Source organism: Arthrobacter sp. YAF34 (assembly GCF_052113245.1).
GTDB lineage: Bacteria > Actinomycetota > Actinomycetes > Actinomycetales > Micrococcaceae > Arthrobacter.
Map to the genome: position 1 here is coordinate 147,890 of NZ_JBFRCV010000001.1, position 25,425 is coordinate 173,314.

The following is a 25,425-nucleotide window of genomic DNA, read 5'->3' on the forward strand; positions in this document are numbered from 1 at the left end:
ACCAATCGAGTCAGTATGGTCCCGGGTTGCAGGTCCGTATGAATCCAAACCGGGGGCCCGTCCGGCTCGGTTATTTGGCGTGGTGCCAGGCGATACTGTTCGCCGCGGAAAAGACCAGGGAATCCCGCCACCGTCCACGAATAAGTTTGTCGGCCGTCCGAGTTCCGACGTGGACCATCCCGATCTTCTCCAGCACCCTCGCCGAGGCTGTGTTTTCAGGTCTGCAGGTGGCAGTAATCTCCCGGAGTTTAAGGCATTCTTTGCCGAAACGGAGGAGAGAGGCCGCGGCTTCCGTGGCATATCCCTGCCCCCAGTGATCACGATCAATCACGTACCCGAGGTCGCCCCGGCCGTGATCCACCGAGAGTCCGACCGAACCAAAGGGGTCGCCATTGGCGAAAGTGACGGCGAGGGTGAAGTTTGTCCGGACCGCGTCGCCTTGGGCCGCCACGCACATTTCGAGAAATTGCTTTGTGTCGGCGGCCGAATTCGGTCCCCAGTCCACGTATTCGGCGATTCTCACATCAGCGGCAAATGCATGTACCGCCGCGAAGTCATCCACGGTGTACTCGCGGAGCAGGAGACGCTCAGTCTGCAATTCCATGCCCCCATCATGCCTTGGATCAGAACCCGAGAATGTTCAACTCCCCGGCAGACCGGAACCCCAACCGCGCGTAGAAATCCCGTGACTCGGCGGAGGGCGAAAGAATCATCCGTACGGCTTTGACGCTCTGCGAGAACTGAATTGAGGCCTCAACGAGCCGCCCGCCGATGCCGGCGTTCCGGAATGCCGGCAGCACGTAGACGTTTCCCAGATAGACCCACCGTGAATCGGCCGTCCCTGGCTTGGGCATACGCTCGAAAATCATAAGATTGAGCATCCCCACGAGTTCGCCGTCGTTGTCCGCCACAAAGAACTTGCGCGGATTGGCGTCCATCCAGTCCGTAAAGACGGTGTCGAAGGCCGGATCTTCCTCGTGGGCAGGCTGCTGTTCCGCTGCCCACGTGGCTCTCAGTGCCGCCAGGCCGGGCACATCACTAGGTCGGCTTTCGCGAATGGTGATCATGGAATCACCCTACGTCCGCGGTGTGACCACGTTCTGACGGAGAACGGCCATTGGAATGCTTGGGTTTCGTCGCCGCCAGGGCGGCCTCGTCCTGCTGACGGAGACCACATTGATACTTTTGGTCGATCTTGACGATTATCGGGCGCCGAATGAGAGTTGAGCCGGAGGTGCACACTATGCCCACGGAACAGAATCTGCTCACCGAAATTCTTGCGGCCCTGCCCGGCATCGACGCAAGCGGCCTCAGCTTCGAAACGGACGGTGGCTTGCCGTCGGTGTTTCCGGTTTCCGAGCTCGCCAGCAGCGCTCTCGCCGCGGCCGCTCTCAGCGCGGCACGATTCGTCGGATCCGGACGGGTGACCGTGAATCGCAAGCTCGCGTCGGCCTGGTTCGCCAGATCGATTTACCCGCTGGGCTGGACCCTGCCTTCGCCTTGGGACCCGATAGCCGGCGACTACCCAACGCGGGACGGATGGATCCGGCTCCATACCAACGCTCCACACCACCGAGCGGCTGCGCTCTCGGTCCTCGACGCCGGCAACTCTCCCGATCGTGTCGTGGTCGGGGCCGCGGTTCTAACGTGGGACGGTGACGAACTCGAATCGGCAATCATCGCCGCCGGGGGCTGCGCTGCCGTCATGCGGACGCCCGACGAGTGGCGCAGCAGCCCGCAAGGCCTCGCTGTGGCGACGGAACCGCTCATCGCATGGCGTGATCTCGGACCCGGCCCGGACCGTGGGCAGTCGGGCACGGCGGGCCGACCTCTTGCCGGGGTGCGGGTCCTCGATCTGACTCGAGTCCTTGCCGGGCCGGTCGCGACACGCTTCCTCGCCCTGCTCGGCGCGGACGTCCTCCGAATCGACCCGCCCGGCTGGGACGAGAGCATCATTCCCGAAGTCACGCTCGGCAAACGCACCACCCGGCTGGACCTCGCCCTGAGCGTCGACCGCGCATCGTTCACAGAACTGCTCGCGGCCACGGACGTTATGGTCCACGGCTACCGGCCAGCCGCGCTCGAGCGGCTCGGCTTCGGCGACCACGACCGTCAGCTGATTCGCCCCGGCCTCATCGACATCTCCCTCGACGCGTACGGCTGGAGCGGACCACTCGCCGGTCGCCGCGGCTTCGACAGTCTCGTCCAAATGAGCACCGGCATCGCCCACGCCGGCATGGTCGACACCGGCGCGGACCGTCCCGTTCCCCTCCCGGTCCAGGCGCTGGACCATGCCACCGGATACCTCCTTTCGGCAGCGACCCTCAGCGCGCTCACCCACCGGCGCGACACCAGTACTGGCCGCTCGGCCCGGCTCTCCCTCGCCCGGACGGCCCACCTCCTCATGCCCTACCGCGGCGAAGGGAACCACAGCCCGTTTCCCGTCCTGACCGGGGACGACTTTGAGGCCCAACAGGAAGCCACGAGCTGGGGGCCCGCAAAACGGCTGCGCCAACCGGTCCGCATCGAAGGCATCGAACTGCACGCCGGCCCGGCGCGTGATCTCGGTCTCGACGAGCCGCAATGGCACCGCCGGGGCCAGACCGGCGTCGGGCGCGCCGCGCTGGCGTAAGATGGAAGCACCCGTTGACCCGGGCCGCGGACGGTGCGAACCGCCGCCGGCACGGATCCCCGGGACCGACCATATTCATACTGGAGGGGACCAGAGGCCCGCGGGCCAACACCATGACTGAAGCAGCGAACGGCAAGGCCCGGTTCAGCGCCGGAGAGCGCACCGCAGGGGAATTCCCCCACTCCCTACCAGGGTTGCGGACGGAGGTGGTCTTGTTCGACGACTCAGAGCAGATGGTCCAGTCGCTGGGCAGCCATGACGAAGCCTTAAGGTTCATCGAAAACCAGTTCCCCGCCGTCGATTTCCACGTCCGGGGAAACGAGCTCGCGATCAGCGGCCCCGCGGCCGACGTGCCGCGCATCATGCGCCTGCTCAACGAGATCCGAGGGCTGGTGGCCAGGGGAACCGTCATCACCCCGGCCGTCCTGCAGCAGCTCATCTCCCTGCTGCGCAGCCAGTCACTGCAGAACCCGGTGGAAGTGCTGACCACCAACATCCTCTCCACCCGCGGCAAGACCATCCGCGCCAAGACGTTGAACCAGAAGAACTATGTGGACGCGATCGACGCCAACACGGTGATCTTCGGGATCGGGCCGGCCGGTACCGGCAAGACCTACCTTGCGATGGCCAAGGCCGTCCAGGCCCTGCAGCAGAAGGAAGTCAGCCGCATCATCCTGACCCGACCTGCCGTCGAAGCGGGGGAGCGGCTGGGCTTCCTGCCGGGAACCCTGAGCGACAAGATCGACCCGTACCTGCGGCCCCTGTACGACGCCCTACACGACATGATGGACCCTGAGTCCATTCCGCGGCTCATGGCCGCGGGCACCATCGAAGTCGCCCCGCTGGCCTACATGCGCGGCCGCACGCTCAACGACGCCTTCATCATCCTCGACGAGGCGCAGAACACGACGCCCGAACAGATGAAGATGTTCCTGACCCGTCTGGGCTTCGGCTCCAAGATGGTGGTCACCGGTGACATCACGCAGGTGGATCTTCCCTTCGGCACCCGCTCGGGACTGCGGATCGTCGAGGAAATCCTGCAGGGCATCGAAGACGTCAACTTCTCGGTCCTGGACGCCTCCGACGTCGTCCGCCACCGCCTGGTGGGCGACATCGTCAATGCCTACAGCATCTGGGACGAAGTGCAGAGGAACCGGGTCAAGCACTCCGTTGCCCGGGAAACGCGGGGAGAACGCGCATGAGCATTGAGGTCAACAACGAATCCGGCGCAGCGGTTGACGAGTCCGAGCTCGTGGCCCTCTCGCGGTTCATCTTCGAGCGCCTCTACATCCACCCGCAGGCGGAACTGTCCATCCTGCTGGTGGACGAGCCGGCCATGGAAAAGCTCCACATCGAACTGATGGATGAGCCCGGCTCCACCGATGTCCTGTCCGTCCCCATGGACGAACTGACGCCGGGCACGCCGGACAAGCCGACACCGCAGGGCATGCTCGGCGATATCGCCATCTGCCCCCAGGTGGCCGAGGTCCAGGCCAGGAACGCGGGCCACTCCACCCAGGACGAGATGCTGCTTCTCACCACGCACGGCATCTTGCACCTGCTCGGGTATGACCACGCCGAGCCGGAGGAGAAGGAAGAGATGTTCGGCCTGCAGCGCGAACTCCTGACCGCCTTCACCGGCAAAGCGGCCCCGTCAGAGACGATTCAGTGACCCCACTGGTCCTTGCCGGCATGGCGCTGGTGTTTCTCAGCTTTGCCGCGGTCCTGACCGCTGCCGAGTCAGCGTTTAACTTCCTGCCCCGGCACGATGCCGAACAGGCGGTCCTGCACAGCAGGGGCACCTCGCTCAAACGCATCCTCGCCCACCCCGTGGGGCACATGCGCGCCCTCCGGTTCTGGCGGATCTGGTTCGAGATGGCCTCCGCCGTCGCCGTCACCGTCCTGCTGCACAGCATGCTGGACAACGTCTGGCTCGCCGGACTGTTCGCCACCATCATCATGGCCGTGGTGGGTTTCGTGATCGTCGGGGTGTCCCCGCGGCAGCTTGGCCGTGTCCACTCCGCCGCGATGGTTCGGTTCAGCGCCCCGATCGTCCGGTTCCTCTACGCGGTGCTTGGCCCGATCCCGGGCTGGCTCGTGCGGCTCGGCAGCGCCGTGGCCCCCGGCGCGCCGGCGGACAACGAGGCGTTCTTCAGCGAAGAGGAATTCCGCGAACTCGTGGACCGTGCCACCGAGTCCGACGTGATCGAGGACAATGAGGCCGAGCTCATCCAGTCGGTCTTCGACTTCGGGGACACCCTGGTCCGCTCCGTCATGGTGCCGCGCACGGACATCCTCACCATCGACTCCGGCTCCAGCCTGCGGCGCGCGATGTCGCTGTTCCTGCGCTCCGGCTACTCGCGGATCCCGGTCATCGGCGAAAACACGGACCAGATCCTGGGCATCGTCTACCTCAAAGACGTCGCCGCGGTGCTCCACAACCTCGCCCCGGATCAGGAACCGCCGCTGGTGGACGAACTCGCCCGCGAGGTCCGGTACGTGCCGGATTCGAAGCCCGTCAGTGATCTGCTGCGCGAACTCCAGAAAGAATCCACGCACGTTGCCATCGTGATCGATGAATACGGCGGAACGGCGGGCCTGGTCACGCTTGAGGACCTCATTGAGGAAATCGTCGGGGAGATCGTGGACGAATACGACACCGAAGACGCCGAGGCCGTGGCGCTTGGTGACGGAAGCTACCGGGTCAGCGCCCGCATGAGCATCGACGACCTCGGAGAACTCTTTGACCTGGAGCTCGACGACGACGAAGTGGACACCGTGGGCGGCCTGCTCGCCAAGGCCCTCGGCCGGGTGCCGATCGTCGGCAGCACTGTCGAGGTCCACGGGCTGTCCCTCCGCGCCGACCGGCTCGAGGGCCGGCGGAACCGCGTCAGCCACATCATTGCGGCCGCCGTAGCAAAAGAAGAAACTGACCTTGAAGACCTTCTCGACGAGGCCGCACCAATCCAACAGGGAGTCCTACGTGAGCAAGCAGAATAAGTCCGACGGCGAAGCAGCCCACGGCGGCTACCGCGCCGGGTTCTCGGTGCTGGTCGGGCGCCCCAACGCCGGCAAGTCGACCCTCACCAATGCCCTGGTCGGCCAAAAAGTCGCGATCACCTCTGCCAAGCCGCAGACCACACGCCACACCATCCGCGGCATCGTGCACCGCGACGACGCCCAGCTGATCCTCGTCGACACCCCCGGCCTGCACCGCCCCCGCACCCTGTTGGGGAAGCGGCTGAATGAACTCGTCGCCGACACCCTCGCCGAGGTTGATGCGATCGGCTTCTGCCTGCCGGCCAACGAGAAGATCGGCCCGGGGGACAAGTTCATCGCCGCCCAGCTCGCCGCCGTCGGCAATAAGCCCATCATTGCGATCGTGACCAAGGCCGACACCGTGGACCGCCAGGCCCTCACCGAGCAGCTGCTCGCCGTCGCCGCCCTGGGCCGCGAAGTCCTCGGCGAGGAGGGCTGGAAGGACATTGTCCCTGTCTCCGCCACCGACGGCTTCCAGGTCGACACCGTGGCCGACGTGCTGATCAGCCACATGCCGGCGTCGCCGCCGCTGTACCCGGACGGGCACCTGACTGACGAGCCCGAGGCCGTGATGATCGCCGAACTCATCCGGGAAGCTGCCCTCGAGGGCGTCCGCGACGAATTGCCGCACTCCCTGGCCGTCGTCGTCGATGAAATCGTGCCGCGGGAAGGCCGGCCCGAGGACCGGCCGTTCCTGGACGTGCGCGTCAACCTGTACGTGGAGCGCCCTTCTCAGAAGGCCATCATCATCGGCAAGGGCGGCGCCCGACTCCGCGAGGTGGGGACCACCGCGCGCAAGGCGATTGAGGCGCTGCTCGGTGCCCGGATCTACCTCGACCTGCACGTCAAGGTGGCCAAGGACTGGCAGCGCGACCCGAAGCAGCTCGTCAAACTCGGTTTCTGAGCCTGGCAACGTCCGTGGCCCCGAGGAGGACTCCTAGTGGGCCGCCGGCGCCGGCCGCCACTCCCAAAACCGCCTCATCGGCGTTTTCTCAGATTCGGACACTAAAATGGGCAAACTCCCGTTCGTGAAGGAAGGCTCAACAAGTGGTTCGACCCCGTGACAACCGTGCCGACGGAACCGCCCCGCCGGTTCGGTCGGCAGCCGCTGCCCGGCATACGGCTGATAGCTCAGTCGGTCCGGCCCGGCATCTCGGTGCTGCCCACCGGATCCCCACCTGGCTGAAAGTCACCACTGGAGTCATCGCCGTCCTCCTCGTCGGGGTGATCGCTTTCGGCGCCTACTGGGCCATCCGGCTCCAAGGCAACATCACGAAGGCTCCGCTGAGCGCCGGCACCGGCAAAACAGAGACCGGCGTGGATAATTCGACTGACCGGTTGCAGATCCTGATCCTCGGCTCGGACACCCGCGACGGGAAGAACTCCCAGTACGGCAGCAGCAACGACTCCACCGGTTACGGGCACTCGGATGTCATGATGCTCATGGACATCTCCGCGGACAACAAGCGGGTCAATGTCATCAGTTTCCCGCGCGACCTGCTGGTCGACATCCCCCAGTGCACTGATCCCAAGAGCCACAAGGTCTACCCCGCCCAGAGCGGCGTCATGATCAACTCGGCGATGTCCGAGGCCGGCATCGGCTGCGCCGTGGACACCGTCAACAAGCTCACCGGCCTCGAGGTTGACCACTTCATGATGGCCGACTTCAACGCCGTCAAAGAACTTTCCAACGCCGTCGGTGGCGTGCAGGTGTGCGTCAGCGACGCCGTCTACGACCCCGACTCGAAGCTGAGGCTGCCGAAGGGCACGTCGACCGTTCAGGGCGAGCAGGCCCTGTCGTTCGTTCGCACCCGGCACGCCTTCGGCGACGGAGGCGACCTCGGCCGGATCAAGGCGCAGCAGGGCTTCCTGTCGTCCCTGACCCGGAAAATCAAGGACGACGGCACCCTCACCAACCCGGGCCGGATGCTCGGCATCGCCGATGCGATCACCAAGAACCTGACCATCGACGACGGCCTGGCCTCCGTGCCGACGCTGCTGACCGTGGCCAACCGGCTCAAGAACATCGACGTCAGCAAGGTCGCCTTCGTCGCCACACCGACCGTGCCGGCTGAATCCGACCCCAACCGGCTGCAGCTGGCCGAGCCGGCTGCTTCCCAGCTGTTCGCCGCCATGCGCAACGACGTCGACCTGACGGACCCGACCGCCAAGCCGACGGCGAAACCGTCCGCGACGCCAAGCGCCACGCCGACGCCGAGCGTCCCCGCAACGGCCTACGACAAGACCCTGCAGCCCGTCACGGTGGCCAACGGCTCAGGCGTGCCGGCCCGGACCCAGGCGATCATGCAGGCCATCAAGGGCGCAGGCTTCACCCAGGTGGGGCAACTAACGGCTCAGCCTGTCGACAAGACAGCTGTCTATTACGGTGCGGAGTACGCTGACGTGGCCGCGGACGTCGCGGCCCTCGTCGGGGTTGCGCCGGACCGGGTGTTCCCGGCCGCCGGTGTTACCGGGGTTCAGGTCTACCTGGGCAGCGACTTCGCCAACGGGAAGCCGACCGCCGCCGCCACGCCGCAGCTGCCCAAGGACATCGTCAACCAGACGGCCGGGGACACGGTCTGCCAGAAGGCCAACCCGGAGCTGATCACCCACTGACCGGCCGTCCGTCCTGGAAGAGCGTGGTCCCGGTCAGTTCGGCCAGCCGGTCGGTGAGCCGGTCCTGGAACTCAGGGTCGGTGACTTCCGGTGCGGGCGTCCGCGGCCGGCGGTGGTGCCAGTACTTGCCGGAGACCAGCGCCGCGGGGTCGTCGCTGACCGCCAGCCAGCTCTGCGTGTCGTAGCCCATGGCCAAGTCGTCCGGCGCCCCGGCGCCGCCCATCTTGGTCGGTACCCAGCCGGGATCAACGGAGTTGCTGAGCACGTCCGCCCAGTGGCGGGCGACTGAGGCAGCGAGGGCGGAAACCTGGAGTTTGCTCTCGGAGTAGGCGGCGGCGGCATTCCAGCGCCGTTCGGTCCAGTCGATGTCGCGCAGGTCCCCGACGGCCCCAAGGTGCATGCCACTGCTGAGATAGATGAGGCGGCCGGGACGCTTGACCAGTGCCGTGAGCAGGTACGGGGCGAGCACGTTGACCGCCAGGGTGCGGGAATGTCCCTCCGGCGTCGAGATGCGCCCCGGCGAGACGTAGACGCCGGCATTGTGAATGATGGCGTCCATCGTCCCGCGGCCGTTGACCTGCTCGGCGAGGTCCCGGGTTTCGGCGGCGCTGCCGAGGTCACCAATCACGATGCCGGCGGCTTGCCGGGCAAAGTCTCCGAGGGCCGCCGCCCGGTCCCTGGAGCGGGCATGCAGCAGGACCTCATGACCTTCGCTCACCAGCCGCCCGGCGCAGGCGCGGCCGAGACCGTCGGTGGAACCGGTGATGAAAATGCGGGCCATGTTGATGGTCCTCTCCGTGGTCTCGTGCCGGTTCGCGGAAGGCGGCCCAGCCGCCTGCCGCGAACCGGCCCATCGGGCGCCTGGGTCACCAGATGCTGACGCGCTCCTGCGGGGGCATCCACATGCCGTCCTGCTCCGTGACACCGAAGGCGTCGTGGAAGGCGGCGAGGTTTTTGGCAATCGCGTTCGTGCGGAACTCGTTCGGGGAGTGCGGGTCCGTGGCGAGGCGGCGGATGGCCTCCTCGCTGCGCATGACCTGCCGCCAGCCCGCGGCCCAGGACGCGAAGAACCGCTGGAAGCCCGTCATGCCGTCGAGCACCGGAGGCTCCTGACCCTCAAGGCTGATGAGGTAGGCCTTGTAGGCAATGGTGAGTCCGCCGAGGTCGCCGATGTTCTCGCCAAGGGTGAGCTTGCCGTTGACGGTGTGGCCCGGGGCGGCCGTGGGGGAGAGCACGTCGAACTGCGCCACGAGCCGGGAGGTCAGGGCCTCAAAGGCGGCGCGGTCCTCCTCGGTCCACCAGTTCCGGAGCAGTCCGTTCCCGTCGTACTGCGAGCCCTGGTCATCGAAGCCGTGCCCGATCTCATGGCCGATGATGGCGCCGATGCCGCCGTAGTTGACGGCGTCGTCGGCGTCGGCGGTGAAGAACGGGGGCTGCAGGATGGCGGCCGGGAACACGATCTCATTCAGCAGCGGGTGGTAGTAGGCGTTGACCGTCTGCGGGGTCATGAGCCACTTCTGGCGGTCCACAGGCTTGCCGACCTCGTCGAGGTGGCGGTCGACGTCGGCGCTGTGGCCGCGCTCCACGTTCCCCAGCAGGTCGGCGGGATCGATCTCCACGGCGGAGTAGTCGATCCACTTGTCCGGGTAGCCGATCTTGGCCTGGAAGGAGTCGAGTTTCTTGAGGGCCTCCAGCTTCGTGGCCTCGCTCATCCAGTCCAGCCCCGTGATGGAGTCCCGGTATGCCGCGATCAGGTTGGCTACGAGGGACTGCATGCGTGCCTTGTTGCCTTCCGGAAAATGTTCGGCCACGTAGATCTGGCCGACGGCCTCACCGAGGGCGGCCTCGACCACCGCCACGCCGCGCTTCCAGCGGTCCTTGATCCGCGGGGTACCGCTCAGCGTGGTGCCGTAGAACGCGAAGTTCGCGTCCACGAACGCCGACGACAGGTACGGCGCGGCCGAACTGACCACGCGCATGGCGAGCCATTCCTGCCACGTCGCCAGCGGTTCGGTCTCGAGCAAGGAGGCCGCGCCGGAGAAGAAATCCGGGGTGCTCATCACCAGCTCGGCACGTTTCTCCGGCACGATGCCGGCGGCGTCGAACCAGTCGGCCAGCAGCGGGAACAGCTCCGCGGCCTGCCCGGCAGACTTCAGGTTGTAGGTCTTTTGCGGATTCCGCAGTGTCACGTTGTCCCAGTGGTGCGAGGCCAGCGCCGTTTCCAGCGTCACCACCCGTGCGGCCGCGCCCTCCGCGTCGGCCACGTCCGCCAGGCCCAGCATGGTCTGGACGTGTTCGCGGTAGGCCTGGACCATCGGCGCGAACTTCTCTTCTCGGTAATACGATTCATCCGGCAGGCCAAGGCCGCCCTGGCCGGTGTACAGCAGGATCCGGTCCGGGTTTCCAGCATCCGGGGCGGGGTAAATGTAGAACAGCCCCGACACGTCCGCGCGGAACAGGCGTCCGGCCAGGGCGACGAGTTCGGCCACCGACGTCGTGGCGAACAATTCCGCGAGCCGTGACCGGAGCGGCTCCAGGCCCTTCGCTTCCACCGCAGCCTCATCCATGAAGCTGTTGTAGAGGTCCCCGATCTTCCGTTCGATGCCGGTGGCCTCGGTGCCGCGGGCGGCGGCCCGCTCGATAATTTCCTTCACGGCGAGCTCCGAAGCGTCGCGCAGCGCAGTAAACGTGCCCTCCAGCGGCCGGTCGTCCGGAATGACCGTGTGCTTGAGCCAGCCGCCGTTCACGTGCTGGTACAGGTCATCTTGCGGACGGACGCTGGCGTCAATGGTGGACTGATCGATCCCCGAAAGCGGCACGGATGCTCCTTTGAGAGGCAGTCCGGCACCGGAGCGTGTGCCGGTGCACGGTCTGCATAGTGGACGTTGCGGTGGTACGGCTCCTTCATCTTACGCACCCGTGTTACTGTGAAAAGGTGCGCGCAGAACTGCTTCTTCTTAGCTGCCGCGGCGAGGCCTCAGACGCGACCTAGCGCAAGGCCCACCCTCGCTGCGGAGTTTGTGTTGCCCGGCCACCCTTTCACCAAGAATCACAGAAAAGGCCCCGATAGTAATGCGAAACGCACAGAAGCCCTCAGGAATGCCGGTCCACCGCTACATCCCGTTCCAGGACCAGATCACGGTTGAACTGCCGGACCGCACCTGGCCGGACAAGGTCATCACCAAGGCCCCGCGCTGGTGCGCAGTGGACCTGCGGGACGGCAACCAGGCCCTGATCGATCCCATGAGCCCGGCCCGCAAGCTGAAGATGTTCGACCTGCTGGTCCGGATGGGCTACAAGGAGATCGAGGTCGGCTTCCCCTCCGCGTCGCAGACGGATTTCGACTTCGTCCGGCAGCTGATCGAGGGCAACCACATCCCCGACGACGTGACGATCCAGGTGCTGACCCAGGCCCGGGAACACCTGATCGAGCGGACCTACGAGTCCCTGGTCGGCGCCAAGCAGGCAATCGTTCACCTCTACAACTCCACGTCCGTGCTGCAGCGCCGGGTGGTCTTCAACCAGGACGAAGACGGCATCCTGGACATCGCCCTCCAGGGTGCCCGGCTGTGCAAGAAGTATGAGGAAACTCTCGCCGATACCCACATCACGTACGAATACTCGCCCGAGTCCTTCACCGGGACCGAGCTGGAGTACGCCATCCGCGTCTGCAACGCGATCGCCGACGTCTTCGAGGCCTCGGCCGACCGGCAGGTCATCATCAACCTGCCCGCCACGGTGGAAATGGCCACGCCGAACGTCTACGCCGATTCCATCGAGTGGATGAGCCGGAACCTGCACCCGCGGGAGGGCATCATCCTCTCCCTGCACCCGCACAACGACCGCGGCACCGGCGTCGCCGCCGCCGAGCTGGGCTACCTGGCCGGCGCGGACCGGATCGAGGGCTGCCTGTTCGGCAACGGCGAGCGGACCGGCAACGTGGACCTGGTGACCTTGGGCCTGAACATGTTCGTCCAGGGCATCGACCCCATGATCGACTTCTCCAACATCGACGAAATCCGCCGCACGGTGGAGTACTGCAACCAGCTCCCGGTCGCCGAGCGCGTCCCGTACGGCGGGGACCTCGTCTTCACCGCGTTCTCCGGCTCGCACCAGGACGCCATCAAAAAGGGCCTGGAAGCCCTCGAGAAGGACGCCGCCGCCGCCGGCAAGGACGTCGCCGACTACACCTGGCAGGTTCCGTACCTGCCGGTCGATCCGAAGGATCTCGGCCGCAGCTACGAGGCCGTCATCCGGGTCAACTCGCAGTCCGGCAAGGGCGGCGTCGCGTACCTGCTGAAGAACGAGCACAACCTGGACCTGCCGCGCCGCGCCCAGATCGAATTCTCCGGCGTCATCCAGAAGCAGACCGACACCGTGGGCGGCGAGGTCAGCGGCGCCCAGCTTTGGCAGGTCTTCCAGGACGAATACCTGCCGTCCGCGGCCGCCGACGCCCAGTGGGGGCGCTACGCGCTCGGGGCGATTGGCACTGAAACTGACGAGGCCGGGGCGATGACCCTGACCGCGTCGCTCAAGATCGACGGCACCCAGGTCCGCCGCACCGGCACCGGCAACGGCCCCATCGCGGCCCTGCTGAGCATCCTGCGCGAGGACGGTGTCGATGTCCGCGTGCTGGACTACACCGAGCACGCCCTGTCCGAAGGCGGGAGCGCCCTGGCTGCCGCCTACGTCGAATGCGCCGTGGGCGAGCGTGTGCTGTGGGGTGTCGGGATCGACGCGAACACCATCACGGCGTCGCTCAAGGCCGTCATCTCGGCCGTGAACCGGGCCATCCGGGACGCCCGCGCCTGATCATCCCCGTGACACAGTCACACCGCCGAGGCACAACACGCTGCGCCGCCGGATCCTTTCGGCGGCGCAGTTTTTTGCCCACCGACGGTTTGCCCACCGGCGGTTTGCCCACCGACGGTTTGCCCACCGACGGTTTGCCCACCGACGGTTTACCCCCGGCGGCGTTGCCCATACCGTGTTTCCGCAAAGAGAGTGCGAAGATTAACTGTGGTCCAACAATCCTTCGCAGCGCGCGCGTACCGCGATGACGCCGTCGTACTGCGCACCCATAAGCTGGGCGAGGCCGACCGGATCATCACCCTTCTGACCAAGCACCACGGCCAGGTCCGTGCCGTGGCGAAAGGCGTCCGACGCACCAGCAGCCGGTTCGGCGCCAGGCTGGAACCGTTCATGGTGGCCGATCTGCAGCTGATTTCCGGGCGCACGCTGGACGTTGTCACCCAAGCAGTGGCCAAGGGCGCCTATGGGGGGAACATCGCCGCGGACTACGGCCGGTACACCGTGGCGGCCGCCATGACCGAGACGGCGGAGAAGCTCACCGACGTCGACGGCGAGGCTGGCACGGCACAGTACAACCTGCTGGTCGGCGCGCTGGCGTCGCTGAGCCGGGGCGACCACGCGCCCGAGCTCATCCTGGATTCCTACCTGCTGCGCGCCCTCGCCACCGGCGGCTGGGCGCCCAGTTTCACCGACTGCTCCCGGTGCGGAGCACCCGGCCCGCACACCGCGTTCTCCGCGCCGCTTGGCGGCATGGTCTGCCACGAGTGCCGGCCGCCGGGGTCACCGGCACCGGCCGCGGAAACGGTGTTGCTGATGGGGGCCTTGCTTACCGGGAACTGGACGACGGCGGATGCCTCGGCGTCCGTACACCGGCGGGAAGCGGCCGGCCTCGTGGCCAGCTACCTCCAGTGGCACCTGGAACGAGTCCTGAAATCCCTCAAACATGTGGAGCGAACGTAGAAGTGGCACTCGGAAGAAGCTTGGGAAGGAACCTGGAGAAAAGCCAGGCGAAGCAGGCCAGCGTACGGCGGCGGACCACACCGGTGGTGGCCCCGTACCCGCATCCGTCCGGCGCTGTTCCGCCCGCCATTCCCGCCGAGTTCATTCCGCGGCACGTGGCGATCGTCATGGACGGCAACGGCCGCTGGGCGAACCAGCGCGGCCTGCCCCGGATCGAGGGACACAAGGCAGGAGAGCCAGCGCTGCTGGACGTCATGGCCGGAGCGATCGAGCTCGGGATCGAGCACGTCAGCGTCTACGCCTTCTCCACCGAGAACTGGCGCCGGTCCCCGGAGGAGGTGCGGTTCCTTATGGGCTTCAACAAGGACGTGCTGCGCCGGCAGCGGAACCAGCTCGATGACTGGGGCGTCCGCATCCGTTGGTCCGGGCGGCGCCCGAAACTGTGGGGCTCGGTCATCCGCGAACTCGAGGAGGCCGAGGACTACACCCGGGGTAACAGCACCTGCACCCTGAACATGTGCGTGAACTACGGCGGACGCGCAGAGATCGCCGACGCCGTCGCCGCGATCGCGGAGGAGGTGGCCCAGGGCCGGCTCAAGCCGGGTGCCATCACCGAGCGGACCATCCAGAAGTTCCTGGACGAGCCGGACCTGCCGGACGTGGACCTGTTCCTGCGCAGCTCCGGTGAACAGCGGCTGTCCAACTTCATGCTGTGGCAGTCTGCCTACGCCGAGTTCGTGTTCATGGACACCCTGTGGCCGGACGTGGACCGGCGGACGCTGTGGGACGCGGTGGAGATCTACGCCCAGCGGGACCGCCGGTACGGGGGAGCGGTGGACGCCGCTCCGGCCGCTCAATCGACCACGTAAGCCGCGATCCACCGGGAGAGCCGGGCATAGGCGTCCGCGCGGACGCGCGGCGCGGAGAGGAAGACGTCGTGCAGGGCGCCGTCAATCCGCTCCAGCGTGACGGTGCGGCCCAGGCTGAGGGCGCGCAGTGCGATCGTGTTCACGTCCAGGACCGCGTCCGTGCGGCGCATCGATTCCTTCCAGAACATCCCGTTGGCGCTCGCCCCCGAAATCAGCACGAGAATGGGCGCGTCGATGTTCAGCCCGCGGGCCACCCTGGACTGGCCGCTGAGCACGGCGCTGAGCCAGCCGGCGCGGACCGGAAATGCGTGCGGTGGACGGTAGGCGTCATCCAGCGCCCATTCGCCTTCCGCAGCGTTGCTGATGCTGCGCCAGTAGAAAGCCCGCTCCGGCAGCCGGATTACCGACTCGGGCCAGAACCGGGCGAAGGGCTCCACCATGGTCCGCGCGGCGCGGCGGAGGGCCGGACTGCCATGGACCTCCAGCCACGGGCTGTCCAGGACCAGTTGGGACGCCACCCCCGGGTGCCGGTCGGCCCACAGCGCCGCGATCAGTCCGCCGGTGGAGTGGCCCATGAGCGTCAGCCGCGGAGCCCTGCCGTCCTGCCGGAGCGAGCCGATCATGCCGATCGCCGCGGTGATTTCGGCGTCGTAGTTGTCCAGGTCTGCAACGTAGCCGCCGTGGGTGCCCGGCCGCAGGCTGCGGCCGTGGTTGTGCATGTCCAGGGCGAAAAACTCGAATCCCTTGCCGGTCCAGAACTCCGCGAGTTCCTCGTTGAAGAAGTAGTCACTCCAGCCATGCAGGAAGAGCACGGCCCGGTCCGGCAGCGCGGTTCCTGCCCCGGCGGCCGTGGCGTCCTGCCCGGCGGCAGCTTCCTCGGGCCGCTTCCGGGCCTCCACGAGGGCTTGGGGCGTGTGACGGACCAGGGTAGCCGTGCGCAGCACGCCGTCCGGTCCGGCCGCCTCGAAGGCGCACGCCTGGAAATCGTCCCCCAGGATGTCGGTCTGCCACTGCATCGACATTCCTCCCATGCTGCTGACTACGTGCTGGCTACGTTGCCGAGGCCGCGGCGCGGCCCGCTGATCGTCCGGAGAAGAGGCACCCGCCCAGGAACGTCCCTTCGAGTGCCCGGTAGCCGTGGATCCCGCCGCCGCCAAACCCGGCAGCTTCACCTGCGGCGAACAACCCGGGCACTGGCTGCCCGGCGGCATCCAGGACCCGGGACTGCAGATCCGTGTGGAGGCCGCCGAGGCTCTTGCGCGTCAGGACAGACAGCCTGACGGCAAGGAGGGGGCCGTGGCGCGGATCCAGCAGCCGGTGCGGTGGCGCCACCCGCATGATCTTGTCCGTGGCGAAACGGCGGGCGGCCCGGATGGCGGCCAGTTGCGGATCTTTACCCAGCCCACTGGAAAACTGCCGGTCACGGGAGCGGACCAGCGTTTCCAGGGCCGCAGGGTCAATGAGTTGTCCGCCCGTCAGGTCGTTCATTTTCCCGGCCAGCCGCAGGGGAGACTCGGCCTGCAGGAAGTCGACGCCCCGGTCCAGGAACCGTTGCAGCGGCGTGTCCCTGCCCGGCTTCAGCCTCGACGCCAGCAGCCGGGCATCCTTGCCGGTCAGATCCGGATTCTGCTCCGATCCTGACAGCGCGAATTCCTTCAGGGCGATTGTCCGGTTGAGGACGAACCAGGAGTGGGCATGTCCCGTGGCCAGGATGTGCCGCAGGGCGCCGAGGGAGTCGAAGCCCGGAAACAGGGGAGCGGGAAGCGGCCGCCCCGTCGCATCCAGCCACAGCGCCGACGGCCCGGGCAGGATCCGAATGCCGTGCCGGGGCCAGACCGGGGCGTGGTTGTGGATGCCCTCCGGGTAGTGCCACATCCGGTCGCCGTTAACGAGCCTGCCCCCAGCGCGGCTGACGGCAGGCAGGAAGTCCCCGTCCACGGAAGCGGGCACGCCGCTCAACATGGTCGCCGGCGCCCCGCCTCCAGGCCACTGCTCGCGCACCGAAGCGTGGTTGCCGCCGATCCCTCCGGTCGTCACCACAACGGCCGCGGCCGTAGCCTCGAAGCCGCCGGCGGTCCGCCGGGAGGATTCTTCGCCCCGTCCGGCCCCGCTGGGCTCCAGCCGTTCGCCGCGCACCCCGGAAACCCGTCCCGAGGTCTTGATGAGCTCGGTGGCGCGGTGCCGGAAGTGGAAGGTCACCCGTCCGGCGGCAACGCCCTCGTGGAGTTTGGCGAGGAAGGGCGCCACCAGGGCAGGTCCCGTGCCCCAGGCGACGTGGAAGCGCGGGACCGTGTTGCCGTGCCCGTCCGGGCCGTAGCCGCCGCGTTCGGCCCACTGCACCAGAGGGAACATCCGCACTCCCAGGGAGGCGAGCCAAGCCCGTTTCTCCCCGGAGGCGAAGTGCACGTACGCTGCCGCCCACTCCTTCGCCAACGCGTCCTCGGGACGGTCGAATCCGGCGGACGCATGCCAGTCGGCGAGGGCCAGCTCCTCGGTGTCCCGCACGCCGAGCCGCCGCTGTTCGGGGGAATTGACCAGAAAGAGGCCGCCGAATGACCAGTGGGCCTGGCCGCCGACGGACGCCTCCGGCTCCTGATCCAGCAGGGCCACCCGCCGGCCGGCGGCATAGGCTTGGGACGCCGCCACGAGGCCTGCCAGTCCCGCGCCGATCACCACGACATCGGCCTCAATTCCGCGGGCCCGCGCCACGCGTCCGCCCGTCCCGACACCGTCATTGCTGGTCATGGCTTCATGCTAACTCGCGCCGGCGCAGTTCTGCCGCTGCGCCCGTGGCGCGCGGCGCCGCAGTGGCGGCTGCAGTCTCGGCTGCAGTCACGACCGGCAGTCACACCCGAGTCACACCCCGGTACGCGTGGGTGCTGGTTTGGTCTGGGCGGCCCGAACCGGAAAACTAGAGGCATGCGCGTATATCCCACCTTCTTCCGGCTGGCCTTCTCATGGATGGACGCCGAACGCGCCCACAAGATCGGGTTCCGGGCGATCCGCCTGGCCCACAGCTGCGGGGCAGGGCGGGTCCTGCAGAAGTTCACCGCCCCCGCGGCGAACCTGCAGACCCAGGCGTTCGGCCTGACTTTCCCCTCGCCGTTCGGCCTCGCGGCCGGCTTCGACAAGGAAGGCCACGGCATCGAGGCGCTGACCGAACTCGGCTTCGGCCACGTGGAAGTCGGCACCATCACCGGCCAGGCCCAGCCAGGCAACCCGGCGCCACGGTTGTTCCGCCTCGTCGAAGACCGTGCCGTGATCAACCGGATGGGTTTCAACAACGATGGTGCCGCGGCCGTCGCCCCGCGGCTGAAGTCCGCCCGGGCCGCCCTGCAGCGCCAGCATCCCGGCGTGCGGCCCATCATCGGGGTGAATATCGGCAAGAGCAAGGTGGTGGGACTGGAAGACGCGGTCTCGGATTACCTGATCAGCGCGCGCAGCCTCGCCCCGGCGGCCGACTATCTGGTAGTCAACGTCAGCTCCCCCAACACACCCGGCCTCCGGCTGCTGCAGGACGTGGAGACCCTGCGCCCGCTGCTGACCGCCGTGGGCGAGGAAGCGGACAACGCCGCCGGTCGCCACGTTCCACTCCTGGTAAAGATCGCGCCCGACCTCAGCGATGAGGACATCGACGACGTCGCCCGCCTGGCGCTGGACCTGAAACTGGACGGCATCATCGCCACCAACACCACCATCGCCCGCACCGGGCTGTCCTCCAGCCCGGACACGGTCGCGGCGTGCGGGCCCGGCGGCCTCTCGGGGGCCCCGCTCAAGCAACGGTCCCTGGAGGTCCTGGCCCGGCTCAGGAACGTCACGGGCGGCGCGCTGACCCTTGTCTCCGTCGGTGGCGTTGAGACCGCGCAGGACGTCCAGGCCCGGCTGGAGGCCGGCGCTACCCTCGTCCAGGGCTACACGGCCTTCCTTTACGAAGGGCCGTTCTGGGCCGCCCGCATCAACCGGCTGCTCGCCAAGCACCCGAGCCGGCGCTGAATCCCGAACGGCCCGGAAGCGCCTACAACGAAGCCCCGGCAGATAACTGCCGGGGCTTCGCTGGTAAAGAATCCTAGGGGCGAACGATCAGGCGGGGAACTCGCCGCGGCTGACCTGTGGCTTGGGCAGGCGCAGTCGGCGGAACTGCAGGGAACGCATGGAGCCGTACCAGACGGTGCCGCGCTCCACTTCGCCGAATTTTTCGCCGAGGCGCTTCTTGAGCTTGCGGGAGAGAATGAAGACGTCCACGAAGACAGCCAGGAACATGACCCAGAAGGCACCGAGAACGTAGATCATCTGCGCGCTGGATGCCGGCACCAGCAGGGAGATCACAACGAACAACAGCGCGCCGAACATCAGGTACTCACCCAGGCTGAATCGGGCATCGACGTAGTCCCGGGCGAAACGCTTCTGCGGACCCTTGTCCCGGACCGGCAGGAACCTCTCGTCACCGCTGTCCAAGGCCTGCCGCGTCTTGAGGCGCTGTTCCGTGACGGCGGCGCGCTCGGCAGCCTTCGAAGCCTTGCGGTCCTCGGGCACGAGCGGCCGCTTGCGGGCCGCCTCCTGGGCGCTGCGCTTGGGCGTCGGGGCGCCCTTGCCGGTCACGGCGCCCCGGGCTGCTGCCTCGGCCACCTGCTGGTCAACTACGTTCTGCGCCGCTGGCGCTTCCTTTTTACGTCCAAACACCCCTAAAGAATACCCCGCAGATACAGGCGCGAGACCCAGCCCACACGGCGCCGTCCCCGCCATGATGCTGTTTGTGGTGATCCGGCACACGGGTAGTGTTTTGGCCATGACTTCTTCAACCGCGGGGAACCCGCAGACCACCATGGACCACACCGGCGCCATCGATGCCGAAGCCCTCCGCCAGGCGGTGGCCGAATCGTTCGATCAAACGATCAGCCAACTGACGGACCTTGTCGCCATCCCGGGCATCGCATGGCCCAGCTTTGACCCGGCCCCGCTGAACCGAAGCGCCGACGCCGTCGCCGGCCTCGTGCGAGCCAGCGGCTTCGACGACGTCCGGGTCCTGCGCTGCGACAAGGAGGACGGGACGCCCGGCGGGCCCGCCGTCGTCGCCCGCCGCCCGGCCGCCGAGGGCAAGCCCACGGTGCTGCTCTATGCCCACCACGACGTCCAGCCCACTGGCGACCTCGCCCTCTGGGAAACCGACCCGTTCACCGCCGTCGAACGCGACGGGCGGCTTTTTGGCCGCGGCGCCGCGGACGACAAAGCCGGAATCCTTGCCCACATCGCCGCGTACTCCGCGGTGACGCGGGTGCTCGGGGACCAACTGGGCCTGGGGGTGACGTTCTTCTTCGAGGGCGAGGAAGAGGCCGGCTCGCCGACGTTCCGGTCCTTCCTCGAGACCCACCGCGAGCTGCTGCGCGCGGACGTTATTGTCGTGGCCGACTCCAGCAACTGGAAGGTCGGCGTCCCGGCCCTGACCACCAGCCTGCGCGGCCTGGTGGATGGCACCATCGAGGTCAAGGTCTTGGACCACGCGGTGCACTCGGGCATGTTCGGCGGACCCGTGCTCGACGCGCCGACGCTGCTGGCCCGCCTCATTGCGACCCTCCACGACGATCAGGGCAGCGTCGCTATCGAGGGCCTGGTGAGCCGGGACGACGCCGCCGTGGACCTCACCGAGGAGGAATACCGGGCGGACGCCTCCGTGCTCGACGGCGTGCAGCTCGCCGGAACCGGGAGCATTGCCTCACGCATGTGGACCAAGCCCGCACTGTCGATCATCGGCTTTGACGCCCCGGCCGTGGACGTCGCCTCCAACACCCTGCTTCCGCGCGCCCGGGCCAAGTTCAGCCTGCGCCTGGCCCCCGGGCAGGATCCGGAGGCCGCCATGGAGGCGGTCCGCAAGCACGTCGAGGACAACGCGCCGTTCGGCGCGCAGGTGGTGTTCACGCCGGGGGAGAGCGGCAATTCCTTCCTGACCGACACCACCTCCAAAGCCGCGGCCGCCGCCATGTGGGCCCTCGGCGAGGCCTGGGGCGTGCCGGCCGTGGAAATGGGGATCGGCGGCTCCATCCCATTCATCGCGGACCTGACCGACCTCTACCCGGACGTCCAGATCCTGGTGACCGGGGTCGAAGATCCCGACTCCCGCGCGCACAGCGCCAACGAATCCCTGCACCTTGGCGACTTCCGGAACGCGATCGTCGCCGAGGCCCTGCTGCTGGCTCGCCTGAATGCAGAAGGCGCGGCCTAACCTGGCGCACGCCCGGCCGCTCCCGGGGAACATCCAGCCGCTTCCGACGGTTACGTCAGAAGTTAGAGCTACAGGGCTGCGCGACGTAGCATGTAGCTATAGCCCATACCGTTTAAGTAGGGGCGGGCACCGTGGAAGCGGAGCCGCCACCACCGTTGCAAGAAGGTAGGCCATGAGCACTACAACGAATGAAAACAGCGCCGACGCCACGGCCACCGAGGCCGGCGAGCTGGCCACGCACGAGGTCATGCTGACCGACGTCGCGGCCGGCAAGGTCCGCAGCCTCCTCGAACAGGAAGGCCGCACCGATCTGCGCCTCCGCGTTGCCGTGCAGCCCGGCGGTTGCTCCGGACTGATCTACCAGCTCTACTTCGACGAGCGGCTGCTCGACGGAGACGCTGTGCGCGACTACGACGGCGTGGAAGTGGTCGTCGACAAGATGAGCGTCCCGTACCTCAGCGGCGCCAGCATCGACTTCGAAGACACCATCTCCAAGCAGGGATTTACAATCGACAATCCTAACGCCGGCGGCTCCTGCGCCTGCGGAGATTCTTTCCACTAATTCCTTCCACTAAGGCCGGGCATATTGCCCGGCCTTAGTGCCGCCAGGCCTCAACGATCGGGACACTCAAAAAGCTCCCGACGCACGGGGCGGACATGTGGGCGAAAACTCCCGGGGAGCGGTAAGCTCTACACCGAGTAGTAAAACTTTTCGTTTGTCCTGCCCGTAATTCGCGGGACAACAGCAACAAGTAGGAAGGGCCGTCTGTGAGTTCGCAGAACCGAACCGGCAGCCGACGCAAACAGATCACTACGATCACTGGCTTGGCACTAGCCGGCGCGTTGGCTTTGACTGGATGTTCACCAGAGGTAGAGAAGGGCTGGTTGCCCACCGAGCGTGGCACCACCAGTAATACTGGCCTCATCATGGACCTCTGGGTCAACTCATGGATTGCCGCGCTGGTCGTCGGCATCATCACCTGGGGCTTGATGATCTGGTGCATCGTCGCTTACCGCCGCCGCAAGGGCACGGTGGGCTTCCCCCGCCAGAACAGCTTCAACCTTCCCCTGGAAGTGTTCTACCTGACGGTGCCGCTGTTCATGGTCCTGGTGTTCTTCTACTTCACCGACCGCGACCAGCAGCAGATCGATGACCGCTCCAAGCCCGCCGACGTCGTCGTCGACGTCCGCGGCAAGCAGTGGGCCTGGGACTTCAACTACAAGAAGGGCGCCGTCGTTACCGAGGACGTCCACGAGACTGGCGTCCAGGCCCACCTGACCGGTAACAACGTGGACAAGGAAAAACTGCCCACCCTGTACCTGCCGGTCAACAAGTCGGTTGACTTCGAGCTCAATTCCCGCGACGTCATCCACTCCTTCTGGGTGCCTGCCTTCCTGCAGAAGCGGGACATGATCCCCGGCAAGACCAACTACATCCGGTTGACTCCTACCAAGGAGGGAACCTACGACGGCAAGTGCGCCGAACTTTGTGGCGAGTACCACTCCGAAATGCTGTTCCGCGTCAAGGTTGTCTCCGACTCGGAGTTCCAGGCGCACATGAACCAGTTGCGCCAGGACGGAAACACCGGCCTGCTCGGTGACGAGTACGACCGCAACCCGGCCCCGACCGAATCCAAGTAAGGGGATCGAAGTGGCAACTTACACTCAATCCGCCGGGGTCCTCGAGGCTCCCGTAGTACCCAGGTCCAAGGGGCGCATCGTCGTCAACTGGATCACCTCGACCGACCACAAGACGATCGGGTACATGTACCTGATCGCGTCGTTCATCTTCTTCTGCTTCGGCGGCATCATGGCGCTGCTGATCCGTGCCGAGCTCTTCGAGCCGGGCATGCAGATCCTGCAGACCAAAGAGCAGTACAACCAGCTCTTCACCATGCACGGCACCGTGATGCTCCTGATGTTCGCGACCCCGCTGTTCGCCGGCTTCACCAACGTCATCATGCCGCTGCAGATCGGTGCGCCCGACGTCGCGTTCCCGCGTCTGAACGCCCTGGCCTTCTGGTTCTTCCTCTTCGGCTCCACGATTGCCGTCTCCGGCTTCATCACCCCGCAGGGCGCCGCGTCCTTCGGCTGGTTTGCCTATGCGCCGTTGTCCGACACCACGTTCAGCCCCGGTGTGGGCGGCGACTTGTGGGTCTTCGGGCTCGCCCTCTCCGGCTTCGGCACCATTCTTGGCGCCGTCAACTTCATCACCACGATCATCTGCATGCGTGCCCCGGGCATGACCATGTGGCGGATGCCGATCTTCACCTGGAACGCCCTCGTGACGTCCATCCTTGTTCTGATGGCCTTCCCGCCGCTGGCCGCCGCGCTGTTCGCGCTCGGTGCGGACCGCCGCTTCGGGGCTCACATCTTTGACCCCGCGAATGGTGGCGCCGTCCTCTGGCAGCACCTGTTCTGGTTCTTCGGCCACCCTGAGGTGTACATCATCGCGCTGCCGTTCTTCGGCATCGTCTCCGAAATCTTCCCGGTCTTCAGCCGCAAGCCGATCTTCGGTTACAAGGGCCTGGTCTACGCGACCATCTCCATCGCCGCCCTGTCCGTGACCGTGTGGGCGCACCACATGTACGTCACCGGCTCGGTCCTGCTGCCCTTCTTCTCCTTCATGACGATGCTCATCGCGGTGCCGACGGGTGTTAAGTTCTTCAACTGGATCGGCACCATGTGGCGCGGTTCCATCACCTTTGAGACCCCCATGCTGTGGAGCATCGGCTTCCTGGCCACCTTCCTGTTCGGCGGCCTGACCGGCATCATCCTGGCTTCGCCGCCGCTGGACTTCCACGTCTCGGACTCCTACTTCGTGGTCGCCCACTTCCACTACGTGGTCTTCGGCACCGTCGTGTTCGCCATGTTCGCCGGCTTCTACTTCTGGTGGCCGAAGTGGACCGGCAAGATGCTCAACGAGCGCCTCGGCAAGATCCACTTCTGGATGCTTTTCCTCGGCTTCCACGGCACCTTCCTGATCCAGCACTGGCTCGGCGTCGAGGGCATGCCCCGCCGCTACGCCGACTACCTGCCGCAGGATGGCTTCACCTGGATGAACCAGTTCTCCACGATTTCCTCGTTCGTCCTGGGCGCCTCGCTCATCCCGTTCTTCTGGAACGTCTACATCACGTGGCGCAGCAACGAACGAGTGGAAGTTGATGACCCGTGGGGCTTCGGTGCCTCGCTCGAGTGGGCCACCTCCTGCCCGCCGCCGCGCCACAACTTCACGTCCCTGCCCCGCATCCGCTCCGAGCGTCCTGCCCTGGACTTGCACCACCCGGAGCTCTCCCAGAACTACACCGTCGATTCTCCTGCTCCGGCAGCAGCAGCGCTCGGTAACGCCGAACAGAAGGACACCGGCAAGTGAAAATCGAATCTAGAATCTTTGGTCTCGGTGTTTTCTTCTTCGTACCGGTGGCGTTCATCTACGGCTACCTGACTCACTGGAGCGAATGGGTGGGCGCGCTGGCCATCCTGCTGGTTGGTGGCCTCGCCGGCATGATCGGCGCCTACCTCGGTTTCACCGGGCGGCGCGTGGGCATGCGCCCCGAGGACCGCAACGACGCCGAGATCCACGAGGGAGCCGGCGAGCAGGGGCACTTCAGCCCGTGGAGCTGGTGGCCGCTGGTTCTCGGCATCGCCTGCGCCACCGGGTTCCTCGGCCTGGCCGTGGGCTGGTGGATCGTCTTCATCGCCGGCGGCCTCGCGATTGTCGCCCTGGTTGGCTGGGTATACGAGTACAGCCGCGGCGATCACGCACACTAGCGCCGCCCCGGCTCGAAGTTCATAAAGCCTCAGAGTTCATAAGTACGACGGCGGGTCCCACCATTGGTGGGGCCCGCCGTCGTTTGCGTGTGCGGCACCTGCGTGCCGGAGTTCCTGCAGTGCCGGCGCGGGCCTCAGACGGCGTTTGGAGACTCGAGGAGGACACGGAGCCCCTCGAGTGCGTTCTCCGCTTCAGCGACGCTGCAGCGGGCCGGCAGGGCGTCTGCCGCGACTGCCAACTCGACCTCGCAGCCGCATTCGAAGTCCTCGGTCATGACCTCCAGCAACGAGCGGGCGTCGACGCCGGGCCTGCCGTCCTTGCTGATGGTCACGGGGAGCCCGGTGGCCGTGACGGCCCGGACAAATACCGCCGCCGGACGGGCATGGAGGCCGATCGCGGCCGCGACGATTGCCTTGCAAACTGGCAACGGTACTCCCTTGTGCGCAGAAGGTCCGGTTCCGGACCCTTGCCTCAAGAGTAGCCGCGGGGGAGGGGGCCGCACGATCTT

Annotated in this window: 23 protein-coding genes; 15 read left to right on the forward strand and 8 right to left on the reverse strand. The window is 66.7% G+C overall.

From position 1 onward, the window contains the following. Window positions 1-70: 70 nt before the first annotated feature. Together AB4Y72_RS00700 and AB4Y72_RS00705 are read right to left on the reverse strand one after the other, a co-directional pair. Window positions 71-604, reverse strand: coding sequence for a GNAT family N-acetyltransferase (locus AB4Y72_RS00700; protein WP_441424256.1), 534 nt, complete (start codon window positions 602-604; stop codon window positions 71-73). A 19-nt stretch (window positions 605-623) separates the two neighbouring features. Further along, window positions 624-1,067, reverse strand: coding sequence for a GNAT family N-acetyltransferase (locus AB4Y72_RS00705; RefSeq protein WP_441424257.1), 444 nt, complete (start codon window positions 1,065-1,067; stop codon window positions 624-626). A 176-nt stretch (window positions 1,068-1,243) separates the two neighbouring features. On the opposite strand from AB4Y72_RS00705, the gene AB4Y72_RS00710 reads away from it, so the two are divergent. The 6 genes from AB4Y72_RS00710 to AB4Y72_RS00735 all read left to right on the forward strand — a co-directional run bounded on the left by AB4Y72_RS00710 (window position 1,244) and on the right by AB4Y72_RS00735 (window position 8,287). Continuing rightward, a complete protein-coding gene (locus AB4Y72_RS00710; RefSeq protein WP_441424258.1) occupies window positions 1,244-2,632 on the forward strand; it encodes a CoA transferase in 1,389 nt (462 codons plus the stop codon). A 113-nt stretch (window positions 2,633-2,745) separates the two neighbouring features. After that, complete coding sequence (locus tag AB4Y72_RS00715; RefSeq protein ID WP_441424259.1) at window positions 2,746-3,834, forward strand: PhoH family protein; 1,089 nt, start codon at window positions 2,746-2,748, stop codon at window positions 3,832-3,834. After that, entirely contained in the window at window positions 3,831-4,304 is a 474-nt protein-coding gene (gene ybeY / locus AB4Y72_RS00720; protein ID WP_441424260.1) for an rRNA maturation RNase YbeY, read from the forward strand. The genes AB4Y72_RS00715 and ybeY overlap by 4 nt, the downstream gene beginning before the upstream one ends. Then, window positions 4,301-5,632 carry a hemolysin family protein gene (locus AB4Y72_RS00725; protein WP_441424261.1) on the forward strand — a complete coding sequence of 444 codons (1,332 nt, stop codon included), beginning with the start codon at window positions 4,301-4,303 and terminating at the stop codon, window positions 5,630-5,632. Before ybeY ends, AB4Y72_RS00725 begins: the two co-directional genes overlap by 4 nt. Further along, on the forward strand, window positions 5,616-6,575 hold the full coding sequence (gene era / locus AB4Y72_RS00730) for a GTPase Era (RefSeq protein WP_441424262.1): 960 nt from the start codon (window positions 5,616-5,618) through the stop codon (window positions 6,573-6,575). Before AB4Y72_RS00725 ends, era begins: the two co-directional genes overlap by 17 nt. A gap of 143 nt (window positions 6,576-6,718) precedes the next feature. Beyond that, window positions 6,719-8,287 carry an LCP family protein gene (locus AB4Y72_RS00735; RefSeq protein WP_441424263.1) on the forward strand — a complete coding sequence of 523 codons (1,569 nt, stop codon included), beginning with the start codon at window positions 6,719-6,721 and terminating at the stop codon, window positions 8,285-8,287. Here AB4Y72_RS00735 and AB4Y72_RS00740 read toward each other — a convergent pair. Together AB4Y72_RS00740 and AB4Y72_RS00745 are read right to left on the reverse strand one after the other, a co-directional pair. Continuing rightward, the gene (locus AB4Y72_RS00740; protein WP_441424264.1) at window positions 8,277-9,068 is read right to left on the reverse strand and encodes an SDR family NAD(P)-dependent oxidoreductase; all 792 of its coding nucleotides are present in this window, start codon (window positions 9,066-9,068) and stop codon (window positions 8,277-8,279) included. The genes AB4Y72_RS00735 and AB4Y72_RS00740 overlap by 11 nt on opposite strands. An 85-nt stretch (window positions 9,069-9,153) precedes the next feature. Next, window positions 9,154-11,106, reverse strand: a complete 1,953-nt coding sequence (locus AB4Y72_RS00745; RefSeq protein ID WP_441424265.1) for a M13 family metallopeptidase — start codon at window positions 11,104-11,106, stop codon at window positions 9,154-9,156. Window positions 11,107-11,359: 253 nt separating this feature from the next. Between AB4Y72_RS00745 and leuA the strand changes: the two genes are divergently transcribed. The 3 genes from leuA to AB4Y72_RS00760 all read left to right on the forward strand — a co-directional run bounded on the left by leuA (window position 11,360) and on the right by AB4Y72_RS00760 (window position 14,928). After that, window positions 11,360-13,099: a 2-isopropylmalate synthase gene (gene leuA, locus AB4Y72_RS00750; RefSeq protein ID WP_441424266.1), complete on the forward strand. Its 1,740-nt coding sequence runs from the start codon at window positions 11,360-11,362 to the stop codon at window positions 13,097-13,099. A gap of 207 nt (window positions 13,100-13,306) precedes the next feature. Continuing rightward, a complete protein-coding gene (gene recO / locus AB4Y72_RS00755; protein ID WP_441424267.1) occupies window positions 13,307-14,059 on the forward strand; it encodes a DNA repair protein RecO in 753 nt (250 codons plus the stop codon). 20 nt (window positions 14,060-14,079) lie between these two features. After that, on the forward strand, window positions 14,080-14,928 hold the full coding sequence (locus tag AB4Y72_RS00760; RefSeq protein WP_441424268.1) for an isoprenyl transferase: 849 nt from the start codon (window positions 14,080-14,082) through the stop codon (window positions 14,926-14,928). On the opposite strand, the gene AB4Y72_RS00765 is transcribed toward AB4Y72_RS00760, so the two are convergent. After that, complete coding sequence (locus AB4Y72_RS00765; protein WP_441424269.1) at window positions 14,913-15,944, reverse strand: alpha/beta hydrolase; 1,032 nt, start codon at window positions 15,942-15,944, stop codon at window positions 14,913-14,915. The two genes, AB4Y72_RS00760 and AB4Y72_RS00765, sit on opposite strands and share 16 nt — an antisense overlap. A gap of 34 nt (window positions 15,945-15,978) precedes the next feature. Continuing rightward, a complete protein-coding gene (locus tag AB4Y72_RS00770; RefSeq protein ID WP_441424270.1) occupies window positions 15,979-17,673 on the reverse strand; it encodes an FAD-binding dehydrogenase in 1,695 nt (564 codons plus the stop codon). 174 nt (window positions 17,674-17,847) lie between these two features. Between AB4Y72_RS00770 and AB4Y72_RS00775 the strand changes: the two genes are divergently transcribed. Beyond that, window positions 17,848-18,921, forward strand: a complete 1,074-nt coding sequence (locus AB4Y72_RS00775; RefSeq protein ID WP_441424271.1) for a quinone-dependent dihydroorotate dehydrogenase — start codon at window positions 17,848-17,850, stop codon at window positions 18,919-18,921. A gap of 87 nt (window positions 18,922-19,008) precedes the next feature. Here the strand turns inward: AB4Y72_RS00775 and AB4Y72_RS00780 are convergent, their stop codons facing one another. Further along, complete coding sequence (locus AB4Y72_RS00780) at window positions 19,009-19,608, reverse strand: DUF3043 domain-containing protein (protein ID WP_441424272.1); 600 nt, start codon at window positions 19,606-19,608, stop codon at window positions 19,009-19,011. Between the two features lie 106 nt (window positions 19,609-19,714). On the opposite strand from AB4Y72_RS00780, the gene AB4Y72_RS00785 reads away from it, so the two are divergent. The 5 genes from AB4Y72_RS00785 to AB4Y72_RS00805 all read left to right on the forward strand — a co-directional run bounded on the left by AB4Y72_RS00785 (window position 19,715) and on the right by AB4Y72_RS00805 (window position 24,916). Then, window positions 19,715-21,145 (forward strand): dipeptidase, encoded by a 1,431-nt coding sequence (locus tag AB4Y72_RS00785; protein WP_441424273.1) that lies wholly within the window; start codon window positions 19,715-19,717, stop codon window positions 21,143-21,145. Window positions 21,146-21,317: 172 nt separating this feature from the next. Further along, window positions 21,318-21,707, forward strand: a complete 390-nt coding sequence (locus AB4Y72_RS00790) for a HesB/IscA family protein (RefSeq protein ID WP_390202642.1) — start codon at window positions 21,318-21,320, stop codon at window positions 21,705-21,707. Window positions 21,708-21,913: 206 nt separating this feature from the next. Continuing rightward, complete coding sequence (gene ctaC, locus AB4Y72_RS00795; RefSeq protein ID WP_441424274.1) at window positions 21,914-22,786, forward strand: aa3-type cytochrome oxidase subunit II; 873 nt, start codon at window positions 21,914-21,916, stop codon at window positions 22,784-22,786. A 10-nt stretch (window positions 22,787-22,796) separates the two neighbouring features. After that, window positions 22,797-24,518 carry an aa3-type cytochrome oxidase subunit I gene (gene ctaD / locus AB4Y72_RS00800; RefSeq protein WP_441424275.1) on the forward strand — a complete coding sequence of 574 codons (1,722 nt, stop codon included), beginning with the start codon at window positions 22,797-22,799 and terminating at the stop codon, window positions 24,516-24,518. Then, window positions 24,515-24,916: a cytochrome c oxidase subunit 4 gene (locus tag AB4Y72_RS00805; RefSeq protein ID WP_441424276.1), complete on the forward strand. Its 402-nt coding sequence runs from the start codon at window positions 24,515-24,517 to the stop codon at window positions 24,914-24,916. Before ctaD ends, AB4Y72_RS00805 begins: the two co-directional genes overlap by 4 nt. Window positions 24,917-25,050: 134 nt before the next feature. Here the strand turns inward: AB4Y72_RS00805 and AB4Y72_RS00810 are convergent, their stop codons facing one another. After that, entirely contained in the window at window positions 25,051-25,344 is a 294-nt protein-coding gene (locus tag AB4Y72_RS00810; protein ID WP_441424277.1) for an HPr family phosphocarrier protein, read from the reverse strand. Window positions 25,345-25,425: the final 81 nt, after the last annotated feature.